This is a genomic window from Paraliobacillus sediminis, assembly GCF_003426055.1.
The window spans coordinates 188460-210745 of record NZ_QJSI01000003.1 but is presented as its reverse complement, the minus strand read 5'-3'; the positions used below and the strand labels follow the sequence as shown (position 1 = coordinate 210745).

At 35.7% G+C, this 22286-nt stretch carries 22 protein-coding genes; 16 read left to right on the top strand and 6 right to left on the bottom strand.

Going from position 1 to position 22286, the window contains the following annotated elements; translation table 11 throughout:
• Nucleotides 1-16 precede the first annotated feature (16 nt).
• The 4 genes from D2K60_RS13705 to nfsA are packed head-to-tail and all read left to right on the top strand — an operon-like array spanning nt 17 to nt 3858.
• Nucleotides 17-1165 (top strand): zinc ribbon domain-containing protein, encoded by a 1149-nt coding sequence (locus D2K60_RS13705; protein ID WP_117169863.1) that lies wholly within the window; start codon nt 17-19, stop codon nt 1163-1165.
• Between the two features lie 19 nt (nt 1166-1184).
• A complete protein-coding gene (locus tag D2K60_RS13700) occupies nt 1185-2321 on the top strand; it encodes a S1C family serine protease (protein WP_117169864.1) in 1137 nt (378 codons plus the stop codon).
• Between the two features lie 35 nt (nt 2322-2356).
• Nucleotides 2357-3094: a hypothetical protein gene (locus D2K60_RS13695; RefSeq protein WP_117169865.1), complete on the top strand. Its 738-nt coding sequence runs from the start codon at nt 2357-2359 to the stop codon at nt 3092-3094.
• A 17-nt stretch (nt 3095-3111) separates the two neighbouring features.
• A complete protein-coding gene (gene nfsA, locus D2K60_RS13690; protein WP_117169866.1) occupies nt 3112-3858 on the top strand; it encodes an oxygen-insensitive NADPH nitroreductase in 747 nt (248 codons plus the stop codon).
• A 22-nt stretch (nt 3859-3880) separates the two neighbouring features.
• On the opposite strand, the gene D2K60_RS13685 is transcribed toward nfsA, so the two are convergent.
• The gene (locus D2K60_RS13685) at nt 3881-4342 is read right to left on the bottom strand and encodes a hypothetical protein (protein ID WP_117169867.1); all 462 of its coding nucleotides are present in this window, start codon (nt 4340-4342) and stop codon (nt 3881-3883) included.
• 198 nt (nt 4343-4540) lie between these two features.
• On the opposite strand from D2K60_RS13685, the gene D2K60_RS13680 reads away from it, so the two are divergent.
• Genes D2K60_RS13680 through spoVAE form a run of 4 tightly spaced genes read left to right on the top strand, consistent with a single transcriptional unit; the run spans nt 4541 to nt 6868 of the window.
• Complete coding sequence (locus tag D2K60_RS13680; protein WP_117169868.1) at nt 4541-5020, top strand: YhcN/YlaJ family sporulation lipoprotein; 480 nt, start codon at nt 4541-4543, stop codon at nt 5018-5020.
• Between the two features lie 15 nt (nt 5021-5035).
• Nucleotides 5036-5506, top strand: a complete 471-nt coding sequence (gene spoVAC / locus D2K60_RS13675) for a stage V sporulation protein AC (RefSeq protein ID WP_117169869.1) — start codon at nt 5036-5038, stop codon at nt 5504-5506.
• On the top strand, nt 5506-6516 hold the full coding sequence (gene spoVAD / locus D2K60_RS13670) for a stage V sporulation protein AD (RefSeq protein WP_117169870.1): 1011 nt from the start codon (nt 5506-5508) through the stop codon (nt 6514-6516). The genes spoVAC and spoVAD overlap by 1 nt, the downstream gene beginning before the upstream one ends.
• A gap of 1 nt (nt 6517) precedes the next feature.
• A complete protein-coding gene (gene spoVAE, locus D2K60_RS13665) occupies nt 6518-6868 on the top strand; it encodes a stage V sporulation protein AE (RefSeq protein WP_117169871.1) in 351 nt (116 codons plus the stop codon).
• Between the two features lie 104 nt (nt 6869-6972).
• Here spoVAE and D2K60_RS13660 read toward each other — a convergent pair whose 3' ends face one another.
• Nucleotides 6973-7956 (bottom strand): zinc-binding dehydrogenase, encoded by a 984-nt coding sequence (locus tag D2K60_RS13660; protein ID WP_117169872.1) that lies wholly within the window; start codon nt 7954-7956, stop codon nt 6973-6975.
• A 691-nt stretch (nt 7957-8647) separates the two neighbouring features.
• On the opposite strand from D2K60_RS13660, the gene D2K60_RS13655 reads away from it, so the two are divergent.
• Nucleotides 8648-8941 (top strand): hypothetical protein, encoded by a 294-nt coding sequence (locus D2K60_RS13655; RefSeq protein WP_117169873.1) that lies wholly within the window; start codon nt 8648-8650, stop codon nt 8939-8941.
• Here the strand turns inward: D2K60_RS13655 and D2K60_RS13650 are convergent.
• The 3 genes from D2K60_RS13650 to D2K60_RS13640 all read right to left on the bottom strand — a co-directional run bounded on the left by D2K60_RS13650 (nt 8932) and on the right by D2K60_RS13640 (nt 11870).
• A complete protein-coding gene (locus tag D2K60_RS13650) occupies nt 8932-10719 on the bottom strand; it encodes a M3 family oligoendopeptidase (protein ID WP_117169874.1) in 1788 nt (595 codons plus the stop codon). The two genes, D2K60_RS13655 and D2K60_RS13650, sit on opposite strands and share 10 nt — an antisense overlap.
• A gap of 81 nt (nt 10720-10800) precedes the next feature.
• Nucleotides 10801-11619 carry an N-acetylmuramoyl-L-alanine amidase gene (locus D2K60_RS21165; protein WP_275896248.1) on the bottom strand — a complete coding sequence of 273 codons (819 nt, stop codon included), beginning with the start codon at nt 11617-11619 and terminating at the stop codon, nt 10801-10803.
• Between the two features lie 17 nt (nt 11620-11636).
• Nucleotides 11637-11870 (bottom strand): phage holin, encoded by a 234-nt coding sequence (locus tag D2K60_RS13640; protein WP_117169875.1) that lies wholly within the window; start codon nt 11868-11870, stop codon nt 11637-11639.
• Nucleotides 11871-12088: 218 nt separating this feature from the next.
• Between D2K60_RS13640 and D2K60_RS13635 the strand changes: the two genes are divergently transcribed.
• Together D2K60_RS13635 and D2K60_RS13630 are read left to right on the top strand one after the other, a co-directional pair.
• On the top strand, nt 12089-13417 hold the full coding sequence (locus tag D2K60_RS13635; protein ID WP_117169876.1) for a TrkH family potassium uptake protein: 1329 nt from the start codon (nt 12089-12091) through the stop codon (nt 13415-13417).
• A gap of 359 nt (nt 13418-13776) precedes the next feature.
• Nucleotides 13777-14934, top strand: coding sequence for an MFS transporter (locus tag D2K60_RS13630; RefSeq protein WP_117169877.1), 1158 nt, complete (start codon nt 13777-13779; stop codon nt 14932-14934).
• Between the two features lie 50 nt (nt 14935-14984).
• Here the strand turns inward: D2K60_RS13630 and D2K60_RS13625 are convergent, their stop codons facing one another.
• Nucleotides 14985-15443, bottom strand: coding sequence for a DUF6884 domain-containing protein (locus D2K60_RS13625; protein ID WP_117169878.1), 459 nt, complete (start codon nt 15441-15443; stop codon nt 14985-14987).
• Between the two features lie 814 nt (nt 15444-16257).
• Here D2K60_RS13625 and ilvB point away from each other — a divergent pair.
• The 5 genes from ilvB (at nt 16258) to leuB (ending at nt 22246) form a co-directional block, all read left to right on the top strand.
• Nucleotides 16258-17991 carry a biosynthetic-type acetolactate synthase large subunit gene (ilvB, locus tag D2K60_RS13620; protein WP_420818815.1) on the top strand — a complete coding sequence of 578 codons (1734 nt, stop codon included), beginning with the start codon at nt 16258-16260 and terminating at the stop codon, nt 17989-17991.
• Nucleotides 17988-18512, top strand: a complete 525-nt coding sequence (gene ilvN, locus D2K60_RS13615; protein ID WP_117169879.1) for an acetolactate synthase small subunit — start codon at nt 17988-17990, stop codon at nt 18510-18512. Before ilvB ends, ilvN begins: the two co-directional genes overlap by 4 nt.
• 67 nt (nt 18513-18579) lie before the next feature.
• Nucleotides 18580-19611 carry a ketol-acid reductoisomerase gene (gene ilvC, locus D2K60_RS13610; protein ID WP_117169880.1) on the top strand — a complete coding sequence of 344 codons (1032 nt, stop codon included), beginning with the start codon at nt 18580-18582 and terminating at the stop codon, nt 19609-19611.
• On the top strand, nt 19598-21154 hold the full coding sequence (locus D2K60_RS13605) for a 2-isopropylmalate synthase (RefSeq protein ID WP_117169881.1): 1557 nt from the start codon (nt 19598-19600) through the stop codon (nt 21152-21154). Before ilvC ends, D2K60_RS13605 begins: the two co-directional genes overlap by 14 nt.
• Before the next feature lie 18 nt (nt 21155-21172).
• The gene (leuB, locus tag D2K60_RS13600; protein ID WP_117169882.1) at nt 21173-22246 is read left to right on the top strand and encodes a 3-isopropylmalate dehydrogenase; all 1074 of its coding nucleotides are present in this window, start codon (nt 21173-21175) and stop codon (nt 22244-22246) included.
• Nucleotides 22247-22286: the final 40 nt, after the last annotated feature.

Sequence of the window (22286 nt, the reverse complement as noted above, 5' to 3'; positions counted from 1 at the left end):
AAGTAGGTGTTTTAACATGGCTTATTGCCCATATTGTGGTAGCACAACGAAAACAGATGAATTATTTTGCATTCAATGTGGTGAAAAACTACCGACAGATATTGATTCTAGAAAGATACCACCAAAAAGGTTCTTTCGTTTCATTCATATTCCTATACTTATAGCTTTATTAAGTGTGATAGCTTGTACAAGCTATTATTTTTATTTGCAATCTCAAACAAAACAGGCTAACGCGTCTTATGAGAAAGCGGAAAACTACCTATTAGACGAAGATTATCAAGAGGCACGCATTGAAATAGAAGCAGCACTTGAACATAATAGTAACTTTCCAGCTGCACAAGAACTACAAGCATTCACCGAACTTGCACTAACAATAAAAAATGATATTGAAAATAAAGAAGCAATTAGCTATCAAGATGCTTTAGTTGAGATAAATGAGGGTAAGAAAGAATTAAGCAGCTATAACGGTGAAGCAGTTATTCAACTAACCGACAAATTAGAAACATCACGTATAGAGATCCAACTTAAAAAAGTAAAAGAAAAATTAGAAGGTGAACCAAGCATCCAAACATTACAAACTACTTTATGGGAAGCTGAAGGTATTCAAAATCCTGAAGCAATGGAGATAGCGACTTCTATCAGAGAGCAAATCATCGCCTATTCTTCTACTACTGCAAATCAGCTTTTACAAGAGAAACAATTTTCCGAAGCGCGTTCTATTGTTGCAAATGCTTTACAATATGCACCTGATTCAGAGAAGCTATCAAGTTTAAAAACAACAATTGAAAAAGAAAAGACTGCATTTGAAACAGCACAGGAAAAAAGAATTGAACAAGCTCTTACCGCAGTTGAAGCAGAACGTGACCTTAACAACAATGACGCCGTAGAGCTAACGAATGCTGCATTAGACGAAGATGATCAGGGCAACATTGTTATCTTTGGTGAACTTAAAAGTGTTGCGACTGTTCCAATTAACAGTATTGCTATCACCTATAATATTATAGATAAAGTTGATAATATTATTGAAACAAATGAAATCTATGTTTACCCCGAAACATTATATCCCGATGAAGTTGGGAAATTTGATCACACGCATTACGATTTAACAGATAAAAATAACGCATATGATGTAAAAATTGAAACCATAAAGTGGTTCATTGATTAATTACTTAAGGGGTAGCGAGATGAAAAAAAACACACTTTCCATTACAATTACACTTAGCCTTATCATTATAATTACAAGTATTACCATCTGTTTCAACCTTTATAATAATTGGTCATCTAAAACTGTTGAACATGATAATAACGTTGCAAGTTTAATTAATACAACTGGTCAAAAGGATTTACAATCCATTATTCATGAAGCACAAAAAAACGTCGTTCAAATTAGTGTTGAAACAGCGACAAGCGAAAAAACGGGTTCTGGTTTTTTATACAATACCAATGGAGACATTATTACGAATGCACATGTGATTAAAGATGCTGAATCCATTACGGTAACAATGTCAAACACTGAAACGTATAATGCAGCTATCGTTCAGATTGGAGAAACTAAAGATATTGCCGTTATTAGAGTCCCGCAACTAATTAACCAGACACCTGTTGAGATATCGTCTTCAGAACAATTAAGCATCGGTGATGAAATTATTGCTGTAGGAAGTCCTTTAGGTTTTCAAAACTCTGTTTCAATTGGTATTATTTCTGGGTTAAATCGCTCCTTTGAAATTGATGACTTCTCCTATGATAATGTGTATCAAATTTCTGCAAATATTACACATGGAAATAGTGGTGGTCCACTAATTAATCGATTAACTGGTGAAGTAATTGGTATTAATGCAGCCGGGATCGATGAAAGTGAAATTGCATTTAGTATACCTATCGAAAATGTCATTGAAGATGTTACAGAATGGTCTCGTTCTGTTAGCGATGAAGAATTAATCTATCCGATTGCTTCTTTTGACATGAAAAGCGATCCAACTCAGATGCAAGAAGATGCCGACTATCTAATTAGTTATTTTTTTGAGAGTATCAAGATACACGATTATATAAACGCATATACATTGTTAGGTAGTAGTCTACAAACCGAAACAGGCTATACTGATTTTAGGAAATCATATATCTATCATCTTTCAATAGAAGTAAGTGAAAGCAAAACCACCTATCTTGAGAACGAAAACCAAGTAAAAATCGTTTCAAATGTTGAAGTAGTTCATGTTGATTCTGAAAATGAACCAGAAAAACGAACGTTTACATTTACTATTGGGTATGAAAATGATCAATTAAAAATTATTGAATTAATTAAGGAAGAAGTATCTGATTAGGTACAAATGAATGTTTTTAAAGGAGAGCGATGCAATTGATTAAACATTATAGTGGTTGGATACTAATGATTTCCATTTTTCTCGTTGGTTGTTCTGATGACACACCTGCTATTGTGCAAAATGATATTAATGGAAATGAAGAAGAAAGTGCTATATTAGTTGAACAAACAGAAGATGAATCAAGTGAAAATGAAGCAAATACAATGATCGAGTTCAATCTAGAAAATGAACAGATCATGATTGAATTAAGCCAAGTACCTATCTTAGAGAACTATCTTGCTCAAATTCAAGATCGTCAACAAGCCTTAGATGATATGAAATTAGAAAAAATAGATAGCTCAACTAAGGATTCTTTATATTTACTTTCATTCTCTCTTTATGAAGATAGTGGTTCTTACTTATTATTAGATAGATCAGATCAAGGTAGTTCGCTTTTATTAGCTGATTTAGCAACTGTTTCTGACATTATCCCATCACCTGATGCATCAAAACTATTATTTATATTCAATCGTCAAAATCCTGAAAAGTCATGGCAAAGAAATAAAGTGGTAATTCTTGATGTAGAGAATTTCACACCACTTGGCGTGACAAATGAAAAAGACCTTTTATTCACTTCTTTTAAATGGCCGATAGAAAACATCGCGTGGCAAGATAATGAAACAATACTAGTTGATATACCAGCTATTGAAGAACCTACAATAGCAGCACTAGATTTATGGATAGAATCTGATAAAATGATAGATCAAATTACTTTAGCTATTGTAGGCGAATAAGAAAGGAAGTAAATAAAATGAATGAAACAATTAAGACCTTGTTAAATCATCGTTCAATTAGGAGTTTTAAAGATAAAGCCTTAAAACGAGAAGAAATTGATATAATCTTAGGAGCCGCAAGTCTTGCTTCAACATCAAGTTACTTAATGGCCTATTCTATTATTGGTGTGACTGATAATGATAAGAAGGCAAAATTAGCAAGTATATCAAATCAGCCCTATATCGAGAAAAATGGTCACTTTCTAATCTTCTGTGCTGATTTTCATCGTCACATTAGACAATCGTCAAATGAACAATACCAAGATATGCGCGTTAATTTAGAAAATACAGAACATTTCTTAGTAGCTACGATTGATGCAACTTTAGCAGCGCAAAATGCTGCCATTGCTGCAGAATCAATGGGATTAGGTATTTGTTATATCGGAAGTATTCGCAATGATATTGATAAGGTCGACACATTATTTAATCTTCCTGAACATGTAGTTCCTTTATTCGGTATGGCGATCGGTTATCCCGATGCTGAAACCGATCAAAAACCAAGATTACCTAAAGCCGCATATTATTTTGAAAATCAATATATTTCAATTGAGGATGAGGAACTTCACTTACAGAAATTCGATGAAAAAATTGCTGATTATTATCAAAATCGGACTACCAATCAACGAAACGAGCGTTGGACAGACCAAATGAAACATACTCTTTCAACTCCAAAACGCGCTAGAATGTCAAGCTATGTTAGAGAAAAAGGATTCAATAAACACTAAAATCACCAACAAAAAAAGCCTTTTAAGGCTTTTTTTGTTGAAATAAAACATCTTTTTCAATTTTAATATTTATAACTTCTTCCTTATAACGAAATTGACAATTCATGTATACCGTATGTGTTCCTGCTTCAAGCGGTTCCTCTATAAGTGCACCCTGATGTGGACGATATATATCACCAGATTCTAACGTTTTACTAACAGGACTACCTGTAAAGTCACTTGTATCCGTGTTAAACGATATAGATATTAGCGGAGTTCGATGTTCAATCGTAACTTGCTCTTCCCCGATATACTCTAATGAATGTAAAATCCGAAAACCTTCATCCGTATTTTCTATTCGCATATGTAAAATAAAGTCGTTCTCTTCTTGATCAGTTGAAACCGTTTCTGCCAGTGTTGTTGTCGTTGTATTATCCAGCCAATAAACCGTTGTAGCTCCAATAACCAAAAGAATAAAACCCATAATAACGAGACGCTTTATCATCAAACTCCCTCCTTTCAAATCTTTTCTATATATATAATGACGAAAACCAACGGTAAAAAGTTTCAAATTCGTGGAAATTATTTTTGATTATATTATTCGGTTTAAATAATTTTCATCGTATATCTAAAGTTTTTTTATACAAACTAATCACACAGAGTCATTAACATATTTTTATAATACGAGAATAAAGGTGATTATATGTCGAAAATAAAAGTTATTTGGATTATTACGTCTATTACTCTCTTCCCGTTTTTAACTGGATGTAATCAGGAAGATGCTAATCCGCCATTAATTAATAAGCAAAGTGATATGAATATGCAACAAATTAAAAATGAAGGAGGCTTAATAGAGCAAGCTAATTTGCAAGAGATAAATGATAAAATTCTTTCTACATTTAATTCTGTTGAAGATGTAGTAAGTCTTAAAAATCATGAAGACATGCTAATAGCTATAAAGACGACTGCTTTCCAACAGTTTAACGAGCAACAGATTGAACAAGACGTAAAAAAAGAAATGGAAAAGATAAAACCAAAATTAAATATCCTCGTTTCTTCTGATCAAAAAATCTTTATCGAAATAAACAAATTAGTAAAAGATTTACAAAATGGTCAATTTTCAATTGAAGATTTTGATAAACGATTTGATAAAATTAAAAAGCTAAAAAATGACACTGCTTAGAGAGGAACTTTTATAATGTCACCAACAAAACTAACAACAAGTCAAAAAAAATATCAAAAGTTAGCAGAAACAAAAGAAATAAAACGTCCCCTTCTTAAAAATTGCTTGATTGCCTTTTTAATTGGTGGCCTTATCTGTACGATAGGGCAAGCAATTTCCTTCTTTTATATGTATTATTTTGATTTTACTGAACAAACTGTCGGAAGCCCGATGGTAGCCACGTTAATTTTCATTACGATGTTACTAACGGGGTTTGGTGTTTATGATCATATTGCACAATATGCAGGTGCAGGTACAGCAGTTCCTGTCACTGGTTTCGGTAATGCTGTCATTTCTGCCGCTATTGAGCATCGTACGGAGGGGTTCGTATTGGGTGTTGGTGCAAATATGTTTAAACTTGCAGGTCCTGTTATCGTTTACGGGGTGTTCTCTGCTTTTGTTATTGCAATTATTAAAACACTCCTTATTCAATGGGGGCTTATCTAATGCTTAATGGGAAGCAAACATGGATTTTTGATCAGGCACCTGTGATTGTTTCTTCCGGAACAGTTGGCGGTCCATTTGAAGCGAAGGGAAAAATCGCAAATGATTTTGATCTCTTACATTCTGATTTATGGTTAGAGAAACAATCTTTCGAGCAAGCACATCAATTACTTATGGAAGAAGCGTGTCAACAAGCAATTAAAAAATCAAGCATTACAAAGGAAGATGTACAATTTATGTTAGGTGGAGACTTGATTAATCAAATGACACCTACTAATTTCGCTGCTAACACTTTGCAAATTCCTTATCTTGGTCTCTTTAGTGCTTGTGCAACGTCGATGGAAGCATTAGCTTTGGGTGCATACTTAGTAAATACAAATGGAGCAAACTATGTATTAGCAGGAGCAGGTAGCCATAATGCTGCTGTCGAAAAACAATTTAGATATCCAACAGAATATGGTGGACAAAAACCACCTACTGCACAATGGACTGTGACAGGTGCTGGTGTTGCTTTACTTGGTAGATCCGGGGACGGTCCTCGCGTTACAAGTGCTACAATCGGAAAAGTTTTTGATATGGGATTAACTGATCCATTCAATATGGGTGGAGCAATGGCACCTGCTGCAGTGGATACAATTGTTACCCACCTGCAGGAACGAGGCGTTGATCCAACTTACTATGACATGATCGTAACAGGTGATTTGGCTAAAATCGGAAGGGAAATCGCCATTGATCTAGCTAAAGAAAAGGGTATTACATTAGATGAAAAAACATTTAATGATTGCGGCTTGTTAATTTACAAGAATGATCAACAAGTTTTCGCTGGCGGTAGCGGTGCAGGCTGTTCAGCTGTTGTCACATTTGGGCATCTACTTAATCAACTAAGGGCTAAAAAAATAAACAAACTATTAGTTGTTGCAACCGGCGCATTACTCTCCCCCCTTTCCGTGCAACAAAAGCAATCGATACCTTGCATCGCGCATGCCGTATCAATTGAAAATGGAGGTGCATAAAATGGTGTTTTTATGGTCCTTTTTAGTAGGCGGTACCATTTGTGTAATTGGTCAGATTATGTTTGACGTTTTCAAACTCACCCCCGGACATACACTAAGTGCTTTAGTTGTAGCTGGAGCCGTTTTAGACGGGTTTGGATTATATGAACCTTTAATTGATTTTGCAGGGGCCGGAGCAACTGTACCGATTACTAGCTTTGGTAATTCATTAGTTCATGGCGCAATGGCAGAAGCAGAGAAACATGGCTTAATCGGTGTCGTTACCGGTATGTTTGAAATAACAAGTTCCGGTATATCTGCTGCGATTATATTCGGAGTGATTGGAGCAATCTTCTTTAAACCAAAAGGTTGAATAAAAAGCATAAGCTATCGTGTTTAGACCCAAAACGTTCGTTTTCACGCTACCTTTTGGTTGTAAAACACGATATACTTATGCTTGTTTTTTGTTTTAACTAATTAATTATTGATGCGCAGCCCAACTTTACCAAATTGCTTTCCATTTCTAAGATAAGTAAATGCTTCTGCCGCATCATCAAGATCAAATACACAATCAACTGCAGGACGAATAACTTGTTCTTCCATAAACACTAGCATAGCTCGCAACTCTTCTCTACTACCCATTGTTGATCCAAACAACTGATACTGACCATAGAAAAATTTCCGCATATCAATTGTTATTTGGTCATCTGTTGTAGCACCAAAGGTTACCATTCTTCCACCTTTTTTCAATACATCTAATGATCGGTTAAAAGTAGCTTCCCCAACACTTTCAATTACTAAATCAATCATCTCCCCTTTTAATGCATTCTTCCAGTCTTCATTCGTATCTATTACAACATCAGCACCTAATGCACGTGCTTTTTCTCTTTTTTCTTGTGAACGTGAAGAGACGATCACTCTTGCTCCAACGGCTTTTGCAAACTGAATAATATAAGTTGCTACACCACTACCAGCTCCTGGGAAAAAGATGGTATCACTAGACTTCGATTTCCCTTTAGTAAATAGCGCTCGATAACCCGTTAAAGCAGGTAACACTAATACGCCAGCTTCTTCCCATGTCAAGTAACTAGGCTTTCTTTCTACGAATGCTGCGTCTACTACATATTTCTCTGCAAATGTTCCATGGTAAGGCATTCCAACAATACTAAAGCCTTCTGGTGGTGCGTCACTATTTTCTATCCAACCTAACCCTGGATTAATAACCACTTCGTCACCAACAGAAAATGTTGTCACACCTTCTCCAACTGATTCAATTATTCCCGCACCGTCAGAACCTAAAATAAGTGGCTCTTTATTTTCCCCTCTTCTTTCGGGTATATGTAGGTCCCGATGATTTAACCCAGCCACCTTTATTTTCACCTTGACTTGTCCTTGCATAGGTTCCGGTTCTTCAATGGTACCAACGATAAGTTGATCCCCTTGATGCATATACGCCTTCATGTTATCCCCTCCAATTAATTATTATGACTCTTTTCCAATGCTATTAAAACCTCGCAGCAGATAGAAACTGCGACGTAGTTTCCATACCCGCTCCACAATTGAAATGGGCTCGCTTTCCGTGGGCACGGCTTCAGCTAACTCGGATAAGCAAAAGTCGCTTTCCGAGTGGATCTTCAGCCCGCGCTGTTCCCACTGGAGTCTCACCAATTTCAATTGTTCCGCTAGAATCTAACTGAGGGAGTTTTGTCAGTAATATTTTATGAACTATAAATAAACACAATAGCCATTCATATTTTGAAAATCCGCCTTATTGTTTCTGTTTTCTACTTAGAAATATTTCCACTAACTAGCGAAGGAAGCAAATGGGTGACACTCTAGTGGGAACAGCACAAGCCGAAGATCCACTTGGAAGTGTTCTTTGCTTCCAAGTTAGCTGAGGCTGTGCCCACAGAAAGGGAGCCCATTTGCTTCCGTAGTGGTGGTAATGTTACGTCGTAGTTGATGGAAATTCCGTCGTAAATCGCAGTTTATTGCAATTGTAAGCTATATAAGAGTTATGGTTCTTTTATTGTTGCTGTGTGGTCGTCAACACGGGAAAAAGACTTGAATCTTCTTTTTTATCATTCGTATTCTTTGATAAGTTCTCTCTGAGATGACATACTAAACAATACTAGTAGAAAGGAGTGCTCTGATGACAGAAGTAATTTCACACCCCTATTTCATGACAGAACGTAAAATTGTCAACAATCAACAATTCACACAAGAAACAGCCCATAAAGTTAACCTACACCAAAATTTTATTGAAAGTACTGAAAATTATATTGCATTAGAAAGTGTATTAGACATCTCTTATCGAGCCTTGTCCATACACTACTATTTTCTTTATTTACATACAGATAAAGGCGTGTTAGCTTTTCAATCAAAAATAAATCCTGCCCCATTTGTTGCTGTCTTTCGCGAGATAAAAGCCTCAGGCTATTCTTGAGTTAATTGTAAGAACTCCTCTACATCTTGCTTACAAAGGTTGATACCTTCTACCCAGAATGTTGGGTCTTGTAAATCAACTTGTAAATGTTTCTTGGCTAAATCTTCTACACTCATTCTTCCAGTATCATATAATAATTCATTATAAAACGTTTCAAATGTAGCGGTATCTTCTAATGCTCGTGCATAGATACCCATACTAAAGAGATAACCAAATGTATATGGGAAGTTATAGAATGGTACATCTGTGATATGAAAATGTAATTTCGAAGCCCAAAATGTTGGATCATATACTTCTAATTGATTTCCGAATGCTTCTTTTTGAGCGTCTTCCATCAAGTCATTTAAACGTTCTGTTGAAACGAAACCACGCTTTCTCTCCTCATAAAAGTTCTTTTCAAACAAGAAACGCGCATGAATATTCATGAAGAACGCTACACTTCGTTGAATTTTATCTTCTAATAATCCAATTTTTTCGTCTTTGTTTTTGGCATTCCGTACAGCAGCATCCGCTACAATCATTTCTGCAAATGTAGACGCAGTTTCCGCCACATTCATCGCATAACTTTGATTTAACACATCTAAATCATCCATTATATATTGATGATAGCCATGACCTAATTCATGTGCAAGCGTAGCAACATTCGTAGCATTACCGGCATATGTCATAAAGATTCTAGTTTCTTTACTGTCAGGGAAACTCGTACAAAATCCTCCAGGTCTCTTGCCAGAGCGATCTTCAGCTTCAATCCAACTCTTCTCAAAAGCATTTTGTGCAAATTGAGCCATCTTTGGGCTAAATTCAGAAAATTGTGCAACAATAGTCTCGGCAGCTTCATCAAAACTAACTTTTTTTGAATGCTTTGTAATGGGTGCTTCTAGGTCATACCAATTTAATTTCTCCACACCTAAAAGTTCTGCTTTTCGTTGTAAATAGGTGTAAAAGATCGATTTATTTTCACTAATTGCTTGCCACATTGTATGTAATGTTTTCTGACTCATTCGATTATAGCTTAATGGCTCTTTTAATACATCTGTCCAACCACGATGTGCATACGTTTGTAATCGAAATCCAGCCAAATGATTTAATGTTTCTGTAAAAAGATCAGCTTCCTTTGTAAAAGCCGCTTCTAACTTATCGAATGCCGATTTACGTACGTCGCGGTCACTATCATTTAACTTATTTTCTACCTGTCCTACGGATAATTGTTTCACTACATTTGCATCTTGCCAATCAATCGTTATCTTGCCAACAATTGCATCGTACATTTCTTCCCAAGCTTGATAACCATCTACTGCTAAATCAGCAAGTAATGCTTCTTGTTCAGCAGGTAATTTCTCTTTTGTTAATTTTCTCCGTTCTTCTAATACAAACGCAATAGGTTTAATAGTAGGAGTTTCAAGGAAAGACTCCCATCTATTGGTTGGGATTTCAGTAAGCTTATTATCAAAATTCGTCATTATCTTATCAAACATTGCTTGATAACTGTTGCTTTTTCCTACAAATAATTTGGCCTGTTTATCTTGTATATTTTCTGCTGTTAAACAACCAATAAACGAAGATATTTCTTCTAACTGCATCGTGCATACCCGAACCAGACTCACTATTTTTTCTAATGTATCTTCATCTAGTTTTTGGGCTTGTGATTGCCCAACTTCTATCTTCAACATTTCCAAACGTTTCTCTAATTCCTCCATATAACCGGCGAATTCTTTAGAACTACTACCACCAGCAAACAATGTATCTAAATTCCAAACCTGCTTATACTTCAATTCCATTCCATCACTCCTATAGACAATTATTCTTCTATCTTACTACTTTTTAGTAAAAAAATAAAAAAAAGGATGCTGTGGCATCCTTTATTCAACATGGACATACTTTTCATGCGCTGTAATGTAATAAATTTCACCTTTAGAATTTAGTACTTTATATTGCGCACCTGTTCCAACAGTTATTTTCGCTGCAATTTCCGGAAAACCAATTCCTTTATTGATTGTATTCACACAGGCGTTATCTTCCCAGGATGGTTCACGATAATATCGTAAATTATCTACCTTGCTAACAAGTCGTTTGCCAATATACCATGGTTTATCTTGTTCTAAATTCCCTTGACGCGTCGGAACACAATAAGAATAACCTGCAAAAGCACAAAACCCTTCAACAACAGCCTCTGCATACATCTCCCAGTTTTTTTCAAGTTGGGTGCGGTCATCCTTTACTGAATCAGCGAATCCGTATTCAATAATGATTGTTTCTACCTCTCCCGTTTCTCTATTCATAAAATAGTAGTCTTTGTTCTTGTTATTCGGTAGCGTTCTAGTGAAAATACGTCGTACATTTTGGCCTGATTTTTTTAATCTCGTTGCTAAACTTTTAGCCATTTTCCCATCACTATAAATAGAATGAATAAGCTCAGCACCGTCTCCGCCACCTGCATTAATATGATTAGAATGGCAATAACGCGCACCACTTACTCGTATCGTTCTTACCCTTCTATTTGGAGTTACTGTTTGATCTGTATTTCTAGTTAGTGCTACCGGAATTCCTAATTCTCTATATCTCTTTAATTGATATAATGAAATTTGTAATACGAGATCTTTTTCAACCCATTTATCATTTGAACCACCTCCTGGATCAGCTCCGCCATGGCCTGGATCAATAATTAGAACTGGTTTCAAGCAATTTTCCTCCCTCTTCACTTCGATAGTCCATGTTGTTTCAAACATTCTTTTTGATCTTTTCCTTTTTTTGTTACATAATTGTTTCCAAACCAAGCGATCAATGATGAGATAATGGTAAAGAAAGTAGAAAGGAATTGTTCCAAGACTACATCAGATATTGGCAATGGCGATTTTCCAAACAAAACAAGTACTTGATTTGTTAAAGCAACAAGCAAGGTGACTGTTCGTATAATCGTACCTTTGTCCACTTTTAATCACCTCCTTGCGTTACAGTAATAGATTGTAACGCTACTATAGTATTTGCTTGAAGGCGCTTTTTTGGAACGGCATCCTCTTATCGCCCTATTTCTATAATCCATGTAAAGACTACTAAAAGTGTCTATCATTTTTTTGAAAAAGTGGTAGAATACATCTATAGAAAAGCAAATTATATATTTTTGATTTTGAATTGATGATGAGGGATAACATGAAAAGTATAAAATCAAAGCTTTTAACATTTTCTCCACCACAAGTATTGGCCTTGAGTTTCTTGGCAGTAATTATAATAGGTACATTAGTATTAAAACTTCCTATTGCTACCACCACTCCTATCAACTGGTTGGATGCTTTATTCACAGCAACATCTGCTACAACAGTAACTGGTTTAATTGTTGTTGATACAGCAACTGCTTTCACACGATTTGGTCAAACGGCCATTATGATTATGATTCAATTTGGCGGGATTGGATTAATGACATTTGCGATATTCACTCTATTAGTAATCGGTCGAAAGATTACATTCAAACAACGTCTATTCTTGTCATCTAGTTTTAATCAAGATACGCCTGGTGGAATCGTTCGTTTAGTTAAATTACTAATGAGTTTTGTTGTTATAGTAGAATTCTGTGGTTTTTTAATTCTTGCGCTAGATTGGGTACCTAAATATGGTTGGTCAGATGGTTTATTTCACAGTATATTTCATAGTATTTCAGCATTTAATAATGCTGGCTTTTCCACATGGTCTGATAGCTTAATGGGACATGCAACTGATCCAGTAGTGAATATTGTCATCACCATTTTATTTATCATTGGCGGGATTGGATTCACAGTTATTGCAGACCTAAAAGCCAATAAGCATTGGCATCCGCTAACCTTGCATACGAAATTAATGCTAATCGGAACATTTGCGCTTAACTTTATTTCCTTACTCGTGATTCTAGCTATCGAATATAATAATCCTTTAACAATTGGTTCATTCAGTCATTTTGATAAAGTAATTACCTCTTACTTTCAAGCTGTAGCACCTCGTACTGCAGGATTCAATACCATTGACATCGGTTCAATGGAAGATGGTTCCCTGTTATATACAATTATGCTGATGTTTATTGGGGGAGGTAGTGGCTCAACGGCTAGTGGTGTAAAGCTGACAACGATTATCGTCGTATTCTTATCCACTTATGCTTTTTTAACTACTAAAGAATCACCTGTCATATTTAAACGTGCTATACCTAGAGCAATAATTATCAGATCATTAGCCATTATGAGTATTGGCTTTGCTGTGATTTTCATTTTTACACTTGCATTAACAATTACAGAAAAGGCAGACTTTTTAATGATACTATTTGAAGTCGTTTCAGCTTTCGGAACGGTTGGTTTATCAATGGGATTGACAGGTTCTTTAACAGATATCGGGAGGGAACTACTTATATTACTGATGTTCATTGGTCGTCTAGGACCATTAACATTTGCTTTTCTTTTAGCAAGACCCCACAATACACACATTCGTTATCCAAAAGGTGACGTTTATACTGGGTGATTTGAAAGATATCCTAGATTCCATAAAAAAGTCGAATCTGGGACAAAAATAAATAAATATTAAAGTAACCGAACTATGCTAGTTGTTAAAACTAGTATAGTTCGGTTACTTGATTTGGTGAAAACAAGTACTTATTTTTTTGGTGAGTAAGTTGCGTTATTAATATTTAGAATAAGAAATTTTGTTATGTTCCAGCGCCGACTTTTTTTCAAACAAATCGGTTACCTAACACTGCTTAAACAAGTATTATTGAAATCAACGCAAGTTTTTATAAAAATATGTATGACTCAAAATAGTGGCACACTTCATTTTCAAATTAATATAGTACATTAGTCCATCTAAATCTGAGGTGATGTTCAATGCCTAAAACTACTTTTACTGCCATTGTTTTGATCTATTGTTCTATTTTTATCGCTAGTAGTATTTATATCATGATCCCTATTCAACCATTATTGACTGAAAAATTTCATATATCACTACATTTTGCCAGTCTGCCTAGTACATTGTTTGTTATTCCTTATGCACTGGGGTTGGTGTTCTTTGGTATTTTGGCTGATCGTATTTCATTACGTAAACTTTTATTAATTGGCATGGCCGTGTTGGCTGTTGTTACCTTATTACTTAGCTTTAGTAATTCCTTTCAAAGTTTACTTGTTTTACGAATGTTCCAAGGATTTCTAGCAGCAAGTTTTGCACCATTAACATTTGCTTATTGCTTTAAATATTTTAAAGATTCTTCCCAAACTTTTGTAATTGCTATGATTAATACCGGGTTTTTATTCGCAGGCGTATTCGGACAAATGACCGCTGTTTTCTTTACCGAATTAAGTTCCTATCACTTTATTTTCACAGCCTTCTTTTATTTTTATTTAAGTTGTTTAATTGGTCTATTTCTTACATTAGAACCATCTAGTCCATCAAGAAGAGATGATACAAAAAAAATCTTACCTATAATTTTAGTGTGTTTTCGTGATCATACATTGCAAAAGGTTTACACGATTACTTTTTTCTTGCTATTCACGATTATGTTATTCTATGGCTCATTTGAAATTTATTTATACAATGGCTTGCGTGATTTCCCATATTCTTCACAACTACTACGCTTGATAAGCTTAATTGGCATCTTACCTGCATTTTTCTCTGGGTTTTTCGTTAAAAAGTGGAGCGTAAAGTCGGTATTGCGGTTTCAATTAGGAATTATGGTAGTTGGGTTTATTCCAGCCGCTATTTCGATAAATGTTTTTACTATATTAATAGCTTCCCTGTTTATGATTGCCTCTACTTCACTTACCATTCCGATGGTGGTCTTGCTCGTAGGAAAACATGCACATTTATTCAAATCGACTGCGATAGCTCTATACTCTTTCGTATTATTAATCGGAGCAAGTATTGGTTCTGTGCTAGCACCATTTATCCCTTTTAGTACTGTTCTTTTCATTATCCCAATTCTATTTATAGTGCTTTTAACATTTTCCTGTTTGCTTCCAAAAAACGAAAAGGATGCTTTCTCTGATTAATTTAATCGAGATAGCATCCTTTTATAGCTAGAGCCATTACTTATAAAAATTCAAAGTAGTGCTTTTTTGTTTTTAATGGCAGATTTTAATCGTTGTTGCATCTCCCCTATTCCTTTTGTACCTAATAATGGATAACGAATATCCTTATTAGGTCCAAATGTTTCTTCAATAATTGGTTGATACTTTTTTCCTGTTAAGGAAATAATTTGATCAAATGCACCTAATTTTTTATCTAACAGTTGACTTTGTAATTCTTCAATTGAAATAACTTCTCCATTATTTTTCACTCCAAATGTCACGTTATAATTTTCTAGTATCGTCTCATTAGGTAACATTAATCCGTGTTTTCCTGATAAAACAACCCATTGATCACAAAACATTTCCGCATATTGTTCACACATTCGATGCAACACACCGACATATGCATCCTTTACCACTGCAGGTCCTTGAGAGGAGTTTCTATCCCAAATCTTTTTTTTGCCACAAGGTATTATTGCTAATTGTTTCATTAATAATCACCTTCCTCTTCTCAAAATATCATACCATAGATAATTTACCATTATTTGTTTAAAAACGCACCAATTAACAACTAATTCCTGTAAGATTTTCTTACCATCAACATCTGACCTATTGCAAATAAAAAAGCACCTTAACACTAGTAACGGCAGTCTTTTAACCTCTTTAACAAATATTTATTCTACATGAAACACACACATTTTTTATAAATATCAGAAAATTTTCACTAAACCTGTTGACCTTATCTCAAAATGGTTGTATGATTGTCGTCAACCAAATAAATTATTTATTCTAATTTTAAAATGAGTTTTTTGAAAATTTAAAACACATATGCAACTTTTCACTAAATGAAAGCATGTTACTTGAACTAACTACACAAAAAGTTGTCACAACTATCAATACTGATGGTATAATAGATTAATACAGATAAGCTATACTATTAACTAAATCGATGAAGAGAACAAAGGAATAAGCATTTGTATTTACAGAGAGCCGGGGTTGCTGGAAGCCCGGAAATACATTTTATTCTGACATCGTCTCTGAGTGTTAAATTGAACAGGTGTAACCTAAGTAGATTTGGCCGGGTGGATCACAGTTCACTCGTTAAAAAAAGAAGTACTCTATTTATAGCGTACTTCATGAGACAATACTTGTAAAAGTGTTGTGAATCAGGGTGGTACCGTGAAAAGCAAAGACCTTTTCTCCCTTGTAATACTGCAATTGAATTAGATGCAGTTTATTTGGAGAAAACAGGTCTTTTTTCTTTTATATTAAAACACTTTAAAAATATGCAGGAGGGATTATAAAATGGCGAAAATGACAATGAAACAGGAAGAACAAGTAAATGCAGCTAACAAAACACCAAAAACAGGGGCAGATCTTTTAGTTGAATCTTTAGTTGATGCTGGTGTAGACACATTATTTGGTTATCCTGGTGGTGCTGTCCTACCAATTTTCGATGCATTATATAGAGCTAAAGGGTCGTTTAATCAAATACTTGCAAGACACGAACAAGGGTCGATTCACGCCGCAGAAGGTTATGCACGTGTTTCAGGGAAACCTGGTGTCGTGATTGCAACTTCTGGTCCAGGTGCGACAAACTTAGTTACAGGAATTGCAGATGCAATGATGGATTCACTGCCACTTGTAGTTTTCACAGGGCAAGTTAACCAAAGTGTCATTGGCACCGATGCTTTCCAAGAAGCAGATATCATGGGGATAACTACTCCAATCACAAAGTATAATTATCAAGTACGTTCTATCAAGGACTTACCTCGTATCGTTAAAGAAGCATTTCATATTGCTTCAACCGGTCGTCCTGGTCCTGTTGTAGTTGATATTCCAAAAGATTTAGCCGCTAATCCATGTGAAGATCATTACGACACTGATTTTTACTTGCCAGGCTATCAACCAACAATTAAACCGAATCCAATGCAAATTAAAAAACTGGGTGAAGCATTAAAAGCAGCTAAAAAACCAGTTATCCTTACTGGTGCAGGCATATCTATTGCGAAAGCATCAGAAGAAATGAAAACATTCGCAGAAGAACATCAAATTCCAGTTACCTCTACACTACTTGGATTGGGTGCATTTCCTGGAGAACACCCTCTATTCTTAGGAATGGCTGGGATGCACGGAACATATGCAGCAAATAAGGCAATTTATGAATGTGACTTGTTAATTAATATTGGAGCACGCTTTGACGATCGACTAACAGGTAACTTAGACCATTTTGCTCCAGCAGCGATCATCACTCATATTGACATAGATCCTGCTGAAATCGGTAAAAATATTACAACACATATTCCGATTGTTGCTGATGCTAAACTTGCACTAACACAAATGCTTACACAGATTAAAACATCATCAGATTTTGGTGACTGGCTTGACCACGTTCAAGAAAACAAACAAGATTATCCGCTTTGGTATAACAAACCTGAATCTGAGATGATTGGTCAATGGGTAATTGAACAAGTTTACAAAGCTACTGAAGGTAAGGCGATTGTTACAACTGACGTTGGGCAGCACCAAATGTGGTCAGCACAATATTACAAATTCAGTCAACCAAATCGTTGGGTAACCTCCGGTGGACTTGGAACAATGGGCTTTGGCTTTCCAGCTGCTATTGGAGCTCAACTCGCCGCTCCCAATGATACAGTTGTAGCAATAGTTGGAGACGGTGGTTTTCAAATGACATTACAAGAACTATCTATCTTACAAGAACGAGGTTTGCCAGTAAAAATCATCATTGTTAATAATTCTGCCTTAGGTATGGTTAGACAATGGCAAGAATCATTTTATGACAAACGTTATTCTGAATCAGTCTTTTCCATCCAACCTGATTTCGTTAAGCTAGCTGAAGCTTATGAAATCAAAGGAGCAAGAATAGATACGCAAAAAGAACTAGCAGAAAAATTACCAGCACTTATCGCTTATGACGGGCCAGTTCTAATTGATTGTCGTGTACTACAACAAGAAAATGTATATCCGATGATTGCACCTGGCAAAGGTATTCATGAAATGATAGGAGTGAAACCATGAAACGAATTATAACAGCTACTGTTCAGAATAGAAGTGGTGTCTTAAACCGAATTACTGGGTTATTACAAAAACGACAATTTAATATTGAAAGCATATCTGTCGGTCGTACTGAGATTGAGGGCATATCTAAAATAACATTTGTTGTCGAAGTGGAAGATAACCAAAAACTAGAACAAGTAACCAAACAGTTAAACAAACAAATTGATGTTCTAAAGGTTTCTGACATAACAGATAAAGCCATTGTTGCTCGTGAGCTTGCGCTAATTAAAATCGTAAGTAACAGCCAGCTACGCGCTGAAATACAAGGTATTATTGAACCATTCCGTGCAAGTGTTATTGATGTAAGTAAAGATACATTATCCATTCAGGTAACAGGTAAACCCGAAAAGGTTGAAGCATTAATTGAACTTTTACGACCATACGGCATTAAAGAATTAGCTCGTACTGGCGTAACGGCATTCCAACGTGGCCAACAGCCACAGGTTGCACAAGAAAACACACCATTTTCATTGCTACACTAAAAGAGAAGTAACATGTATCTTACATTTACTATATAAAACAAAACAAATTTGAGAGGATGTATTCATTATGGCAAAAGTACTATATCACAACGATATTCAAGAAGAGGTTCTAAAATCAAAAAAAATCGCAGTTATTGGATATGGCTCTCAGGGTCATGCACATGCATTGAATTTAAAAGAAAGTGGTTTTGATGTTGTTGTTGGTCTTCGTAAAGGGAAATCTTGGGACAAAGCAGTTGAAGACGGTGTAGAAGTTAAAACAGTTGCTGAAGCTACTAAAGCAGCTGACGTAGTAATGATTCTATTACCTGATGAAAATCAACCTACTATTTACAAAGAAAGTATTGAATCAAACTTAGAAGCTGGTAATGCGTTAGTATTCGCGCATGGTTTCAACGTTCATTTCAATCAAATCGTACCTCCAGCAGATGTAGATGTATTCCTTGTAGCACCAAAAGGTCCAGGACATCTTGTTCGTCGTACATTTGAAGAAGGTGCTGGTGTACCTGCACTTTATGGTATTTATCAAGATTATACTGGTAAAGCAACGGAAACAGCTCTTGCATATGCTAAAGGCATTGGAGCAGGACGTGCAGGAATTCTTAAGACTTCATTCCAAGAAGAGACAGAAACTGACCTATTCGGTGAGCAAGCTGTTCTATGTGGTGGTGTTAGTAGCCTAGTTAAAGCTGGTTTTGAAACTCTTACAGAGGCTGGTTACCAACCAGAAGTTGCTTATTTTGAGTGTATGCATGAACTTAAATTAATCGTTGACTTAATGTATGAGGGTGGACTTGAAGGCATGCGTTACTCTATCTCTGATACAGCACAATGGGGAGATTATGTTTCTGGACCACGCGTTGTGAATGCAGAAACAAAAGCTCGCATGAAAGACGTATTAACTGATATTCAAACAGGTGTATTTGCTAAAGGTTGGATTTTAGAGAACCAAGCAAATCGTCCACAGTTTAACGCTATTACTGCTTCAGAAAATAAACACCAAATTGAAAAAGTTGGGAAAGAACTTCGTGAGTTAATGCCCTTTGTAAATCAAAGAGCAAAAGCTAAGAAAGAAGTGGTCACGAATGACTCGAATTAAGATATTTGATACCACACTTCGGGACGGCGAACAGTCCCCTGGTGTGAATTTGAACCAACTTGAAAAACTTGAAATTGCTAAACAATTAGAACGCTTGGGCGTTGATGTTATGGAGGCAGGTTTTCCTGCTTCCTCCCAAGGTGATTTTGATGCAGTTCAAAAAATTGCGGATACAATCGAAAATGTGACGGTTACAGCATTAGCACGAGCGTTTAAATCAGATATTGATCGCGCATGGGAAGCTATTAAAAATGCTAAAAAACCAAGAATACATGTTTTTATTGCAACCTCCCCTATTCACATGGAATATAAATTAAAAAAAACCGCTGAAGAAGTAACGGATATTGCAGTTAACATGGTACGTTACGCGAAAGAAAAATGTGATGATATCGAATGGTCAGCAGAAGATGCATCTCGAACTGATTTACCTTTTTTGGCCTCTATTATTGAGAAAGTAATTGATGCTGGAGCAACAGTAATTAACTTACCAGATACGGTAGGGTTTACGACACCAAAGGAATATGGCGAAATGTTTCATTACATCAAAGAAACTGTACCGAATATCGACAAAGTTGATTTATCTTGTCACTGTCATGATGACCTTGGAATGGCAGCAGCAAACTCTATTGCAGCGATTCAGAATGGTGCAACACAAATTGAAGGTACAATTAATGGTATTGGAGAACGTGCAGGTAATGTCGCTTTAGAGGAAATAGCAGTTGCATTTAAAATACGAGAAGATTTTTATCCTTATACTACTAATTTAACATTAAAAGAAATAAAGCGAACAAGCGATCTGATTAGTAAACTTACTGGAATGGTTGTTCCCGGTAATAAAGCAGTTGTTGGTCGTAATGCATTTGCTCATGAGTCAGGTATTCACCAAGATGGTGTACTAAAAAACGCGCAAACGTATGAAATAATTACACCTGAACTAGTCGGTATTCAATCTAATAACTTAGTACTAGGAAAGCATTCAGGACGACATGCCTTTAAAGATAAAATTGAGCAACTAGAATTCACTTTAACAGAAGAACAAATCACAGAAGCCTTTAAATCTTTTAAACTTTTAACGGATAGAAAAAAAGAAGTAACCGAAGATGACTTATTTGTTATTTTAACTGATATTCAGACTGATTTAAGTACGCGTAAAAAGTATGAGCTCCTTTCTTTTCAAGTGCAATATGGTACACATAACTTACCCACAGCAACAGTTGCATTAACTACACCAGAGGGTAAAAAGGTAGAAACTGCTCGCACTGGGCAAGGAAGCGTAGAAGCTTTATATAATACGATTGAAGCATTAATTGAAGAAAAAATTCAACTTACTGATTTCACATTAAATTCAATTGGTAAGGGTACGGATGCCTTAGCAGAGGTACATGTAAGTATGACTGTAGAAGAATACAAGACTTCTATGAGCGGTCGTGGGACAGCTCAAGATGTTTTAGAAGCTGCTGCTCATGCCTTTATAAATGCAATAAACAGAATTTTCTTAACTAAAAATAATACTAAAAAAATAGATGCGTCTGAAAATATCTAACCAATTGGAGGATAAATGATGGAAAAAAATATAGTACTTCTTCCTGGTGATGGAATTGGACCTGAAATTATCGATGCTGCAACAGAAGTTCTATCCGTTATTGGAACTAAATTTGGCCATACCTTTACATTTGATTCGCAAGCAATTGGAGGAAGTGCTATCGATCTATACGACACTCCCCTTCCCGATCAAACGGTTTCAGCCTGTAAACAAGCAGATGCTATTTTATTAGGTGCAGTTGGTGGACCAAAATGGGATAACAACCCTTCTCACTTACGACCCGAACGAGGCCTACTAGGCATTCGCAAGGCATTAGATTTATATGCGAATTTACGTCCTGTTAAAGGGTTCAAAAAACTATTAAGTGCTTCTCCATTAAAAGAGGAAGTTATTAAAGGCAGTGACTTGTTAATCGTCAGAGAATTAACTGGTGGTTTATATTTTGGAACACCTAGTGAGCGACGCGATAATGGTAATGCTGTTGTCGATACATTAAGTTATAGTCGTTATGAAATGGAACGTATTATCGATAAAGGGTTTCAAAGTGCACAATTACGTAGCAAGAAACTCACCTCAGTTGATAAAGCAAATGTTTTAGAATCTAGTAAACTATGGCGAGAAATTGTCGAAGAAAAAAAGGCTACCTATCCAGACGTCGAAGTTGAACATTTACTAGTAGATGCTGCCGCAATGAAATTAATTACCAATCCGAGTCAATTTGATGTAATTGTGACAGAGAATATGTTTGGCGACATTTTAAGTGATGAAGCTTCTGTCTTAACTGGTTCATTAGGAATGCTACCATCTGCAAGCTTAGCTGAAAATGGCGTTGGTTTATATGAACCAGCACATGGTTCAGCACCAGATATTGCCGGTTTAGGGATAGCGAACCCTATTGCAACATTATTATCAGCTGCCCTGATGTTACGCTACTCTTTTTCATTCGAAGAAGAAGCAGCTTTAATCGAAGAAGCAATTGAAGCGTGTATAGATAAAGGATACTATACTGCTGATTTACAAGTTCAAAGTGGAAAGAAAATAAACACAGAGGAAATGACTGAAGCTATTATTGCTTATATCGAGCAAAAATAATAACCTTCATTTTCACAAAAGTAAAGGAGTGATTTCTAAC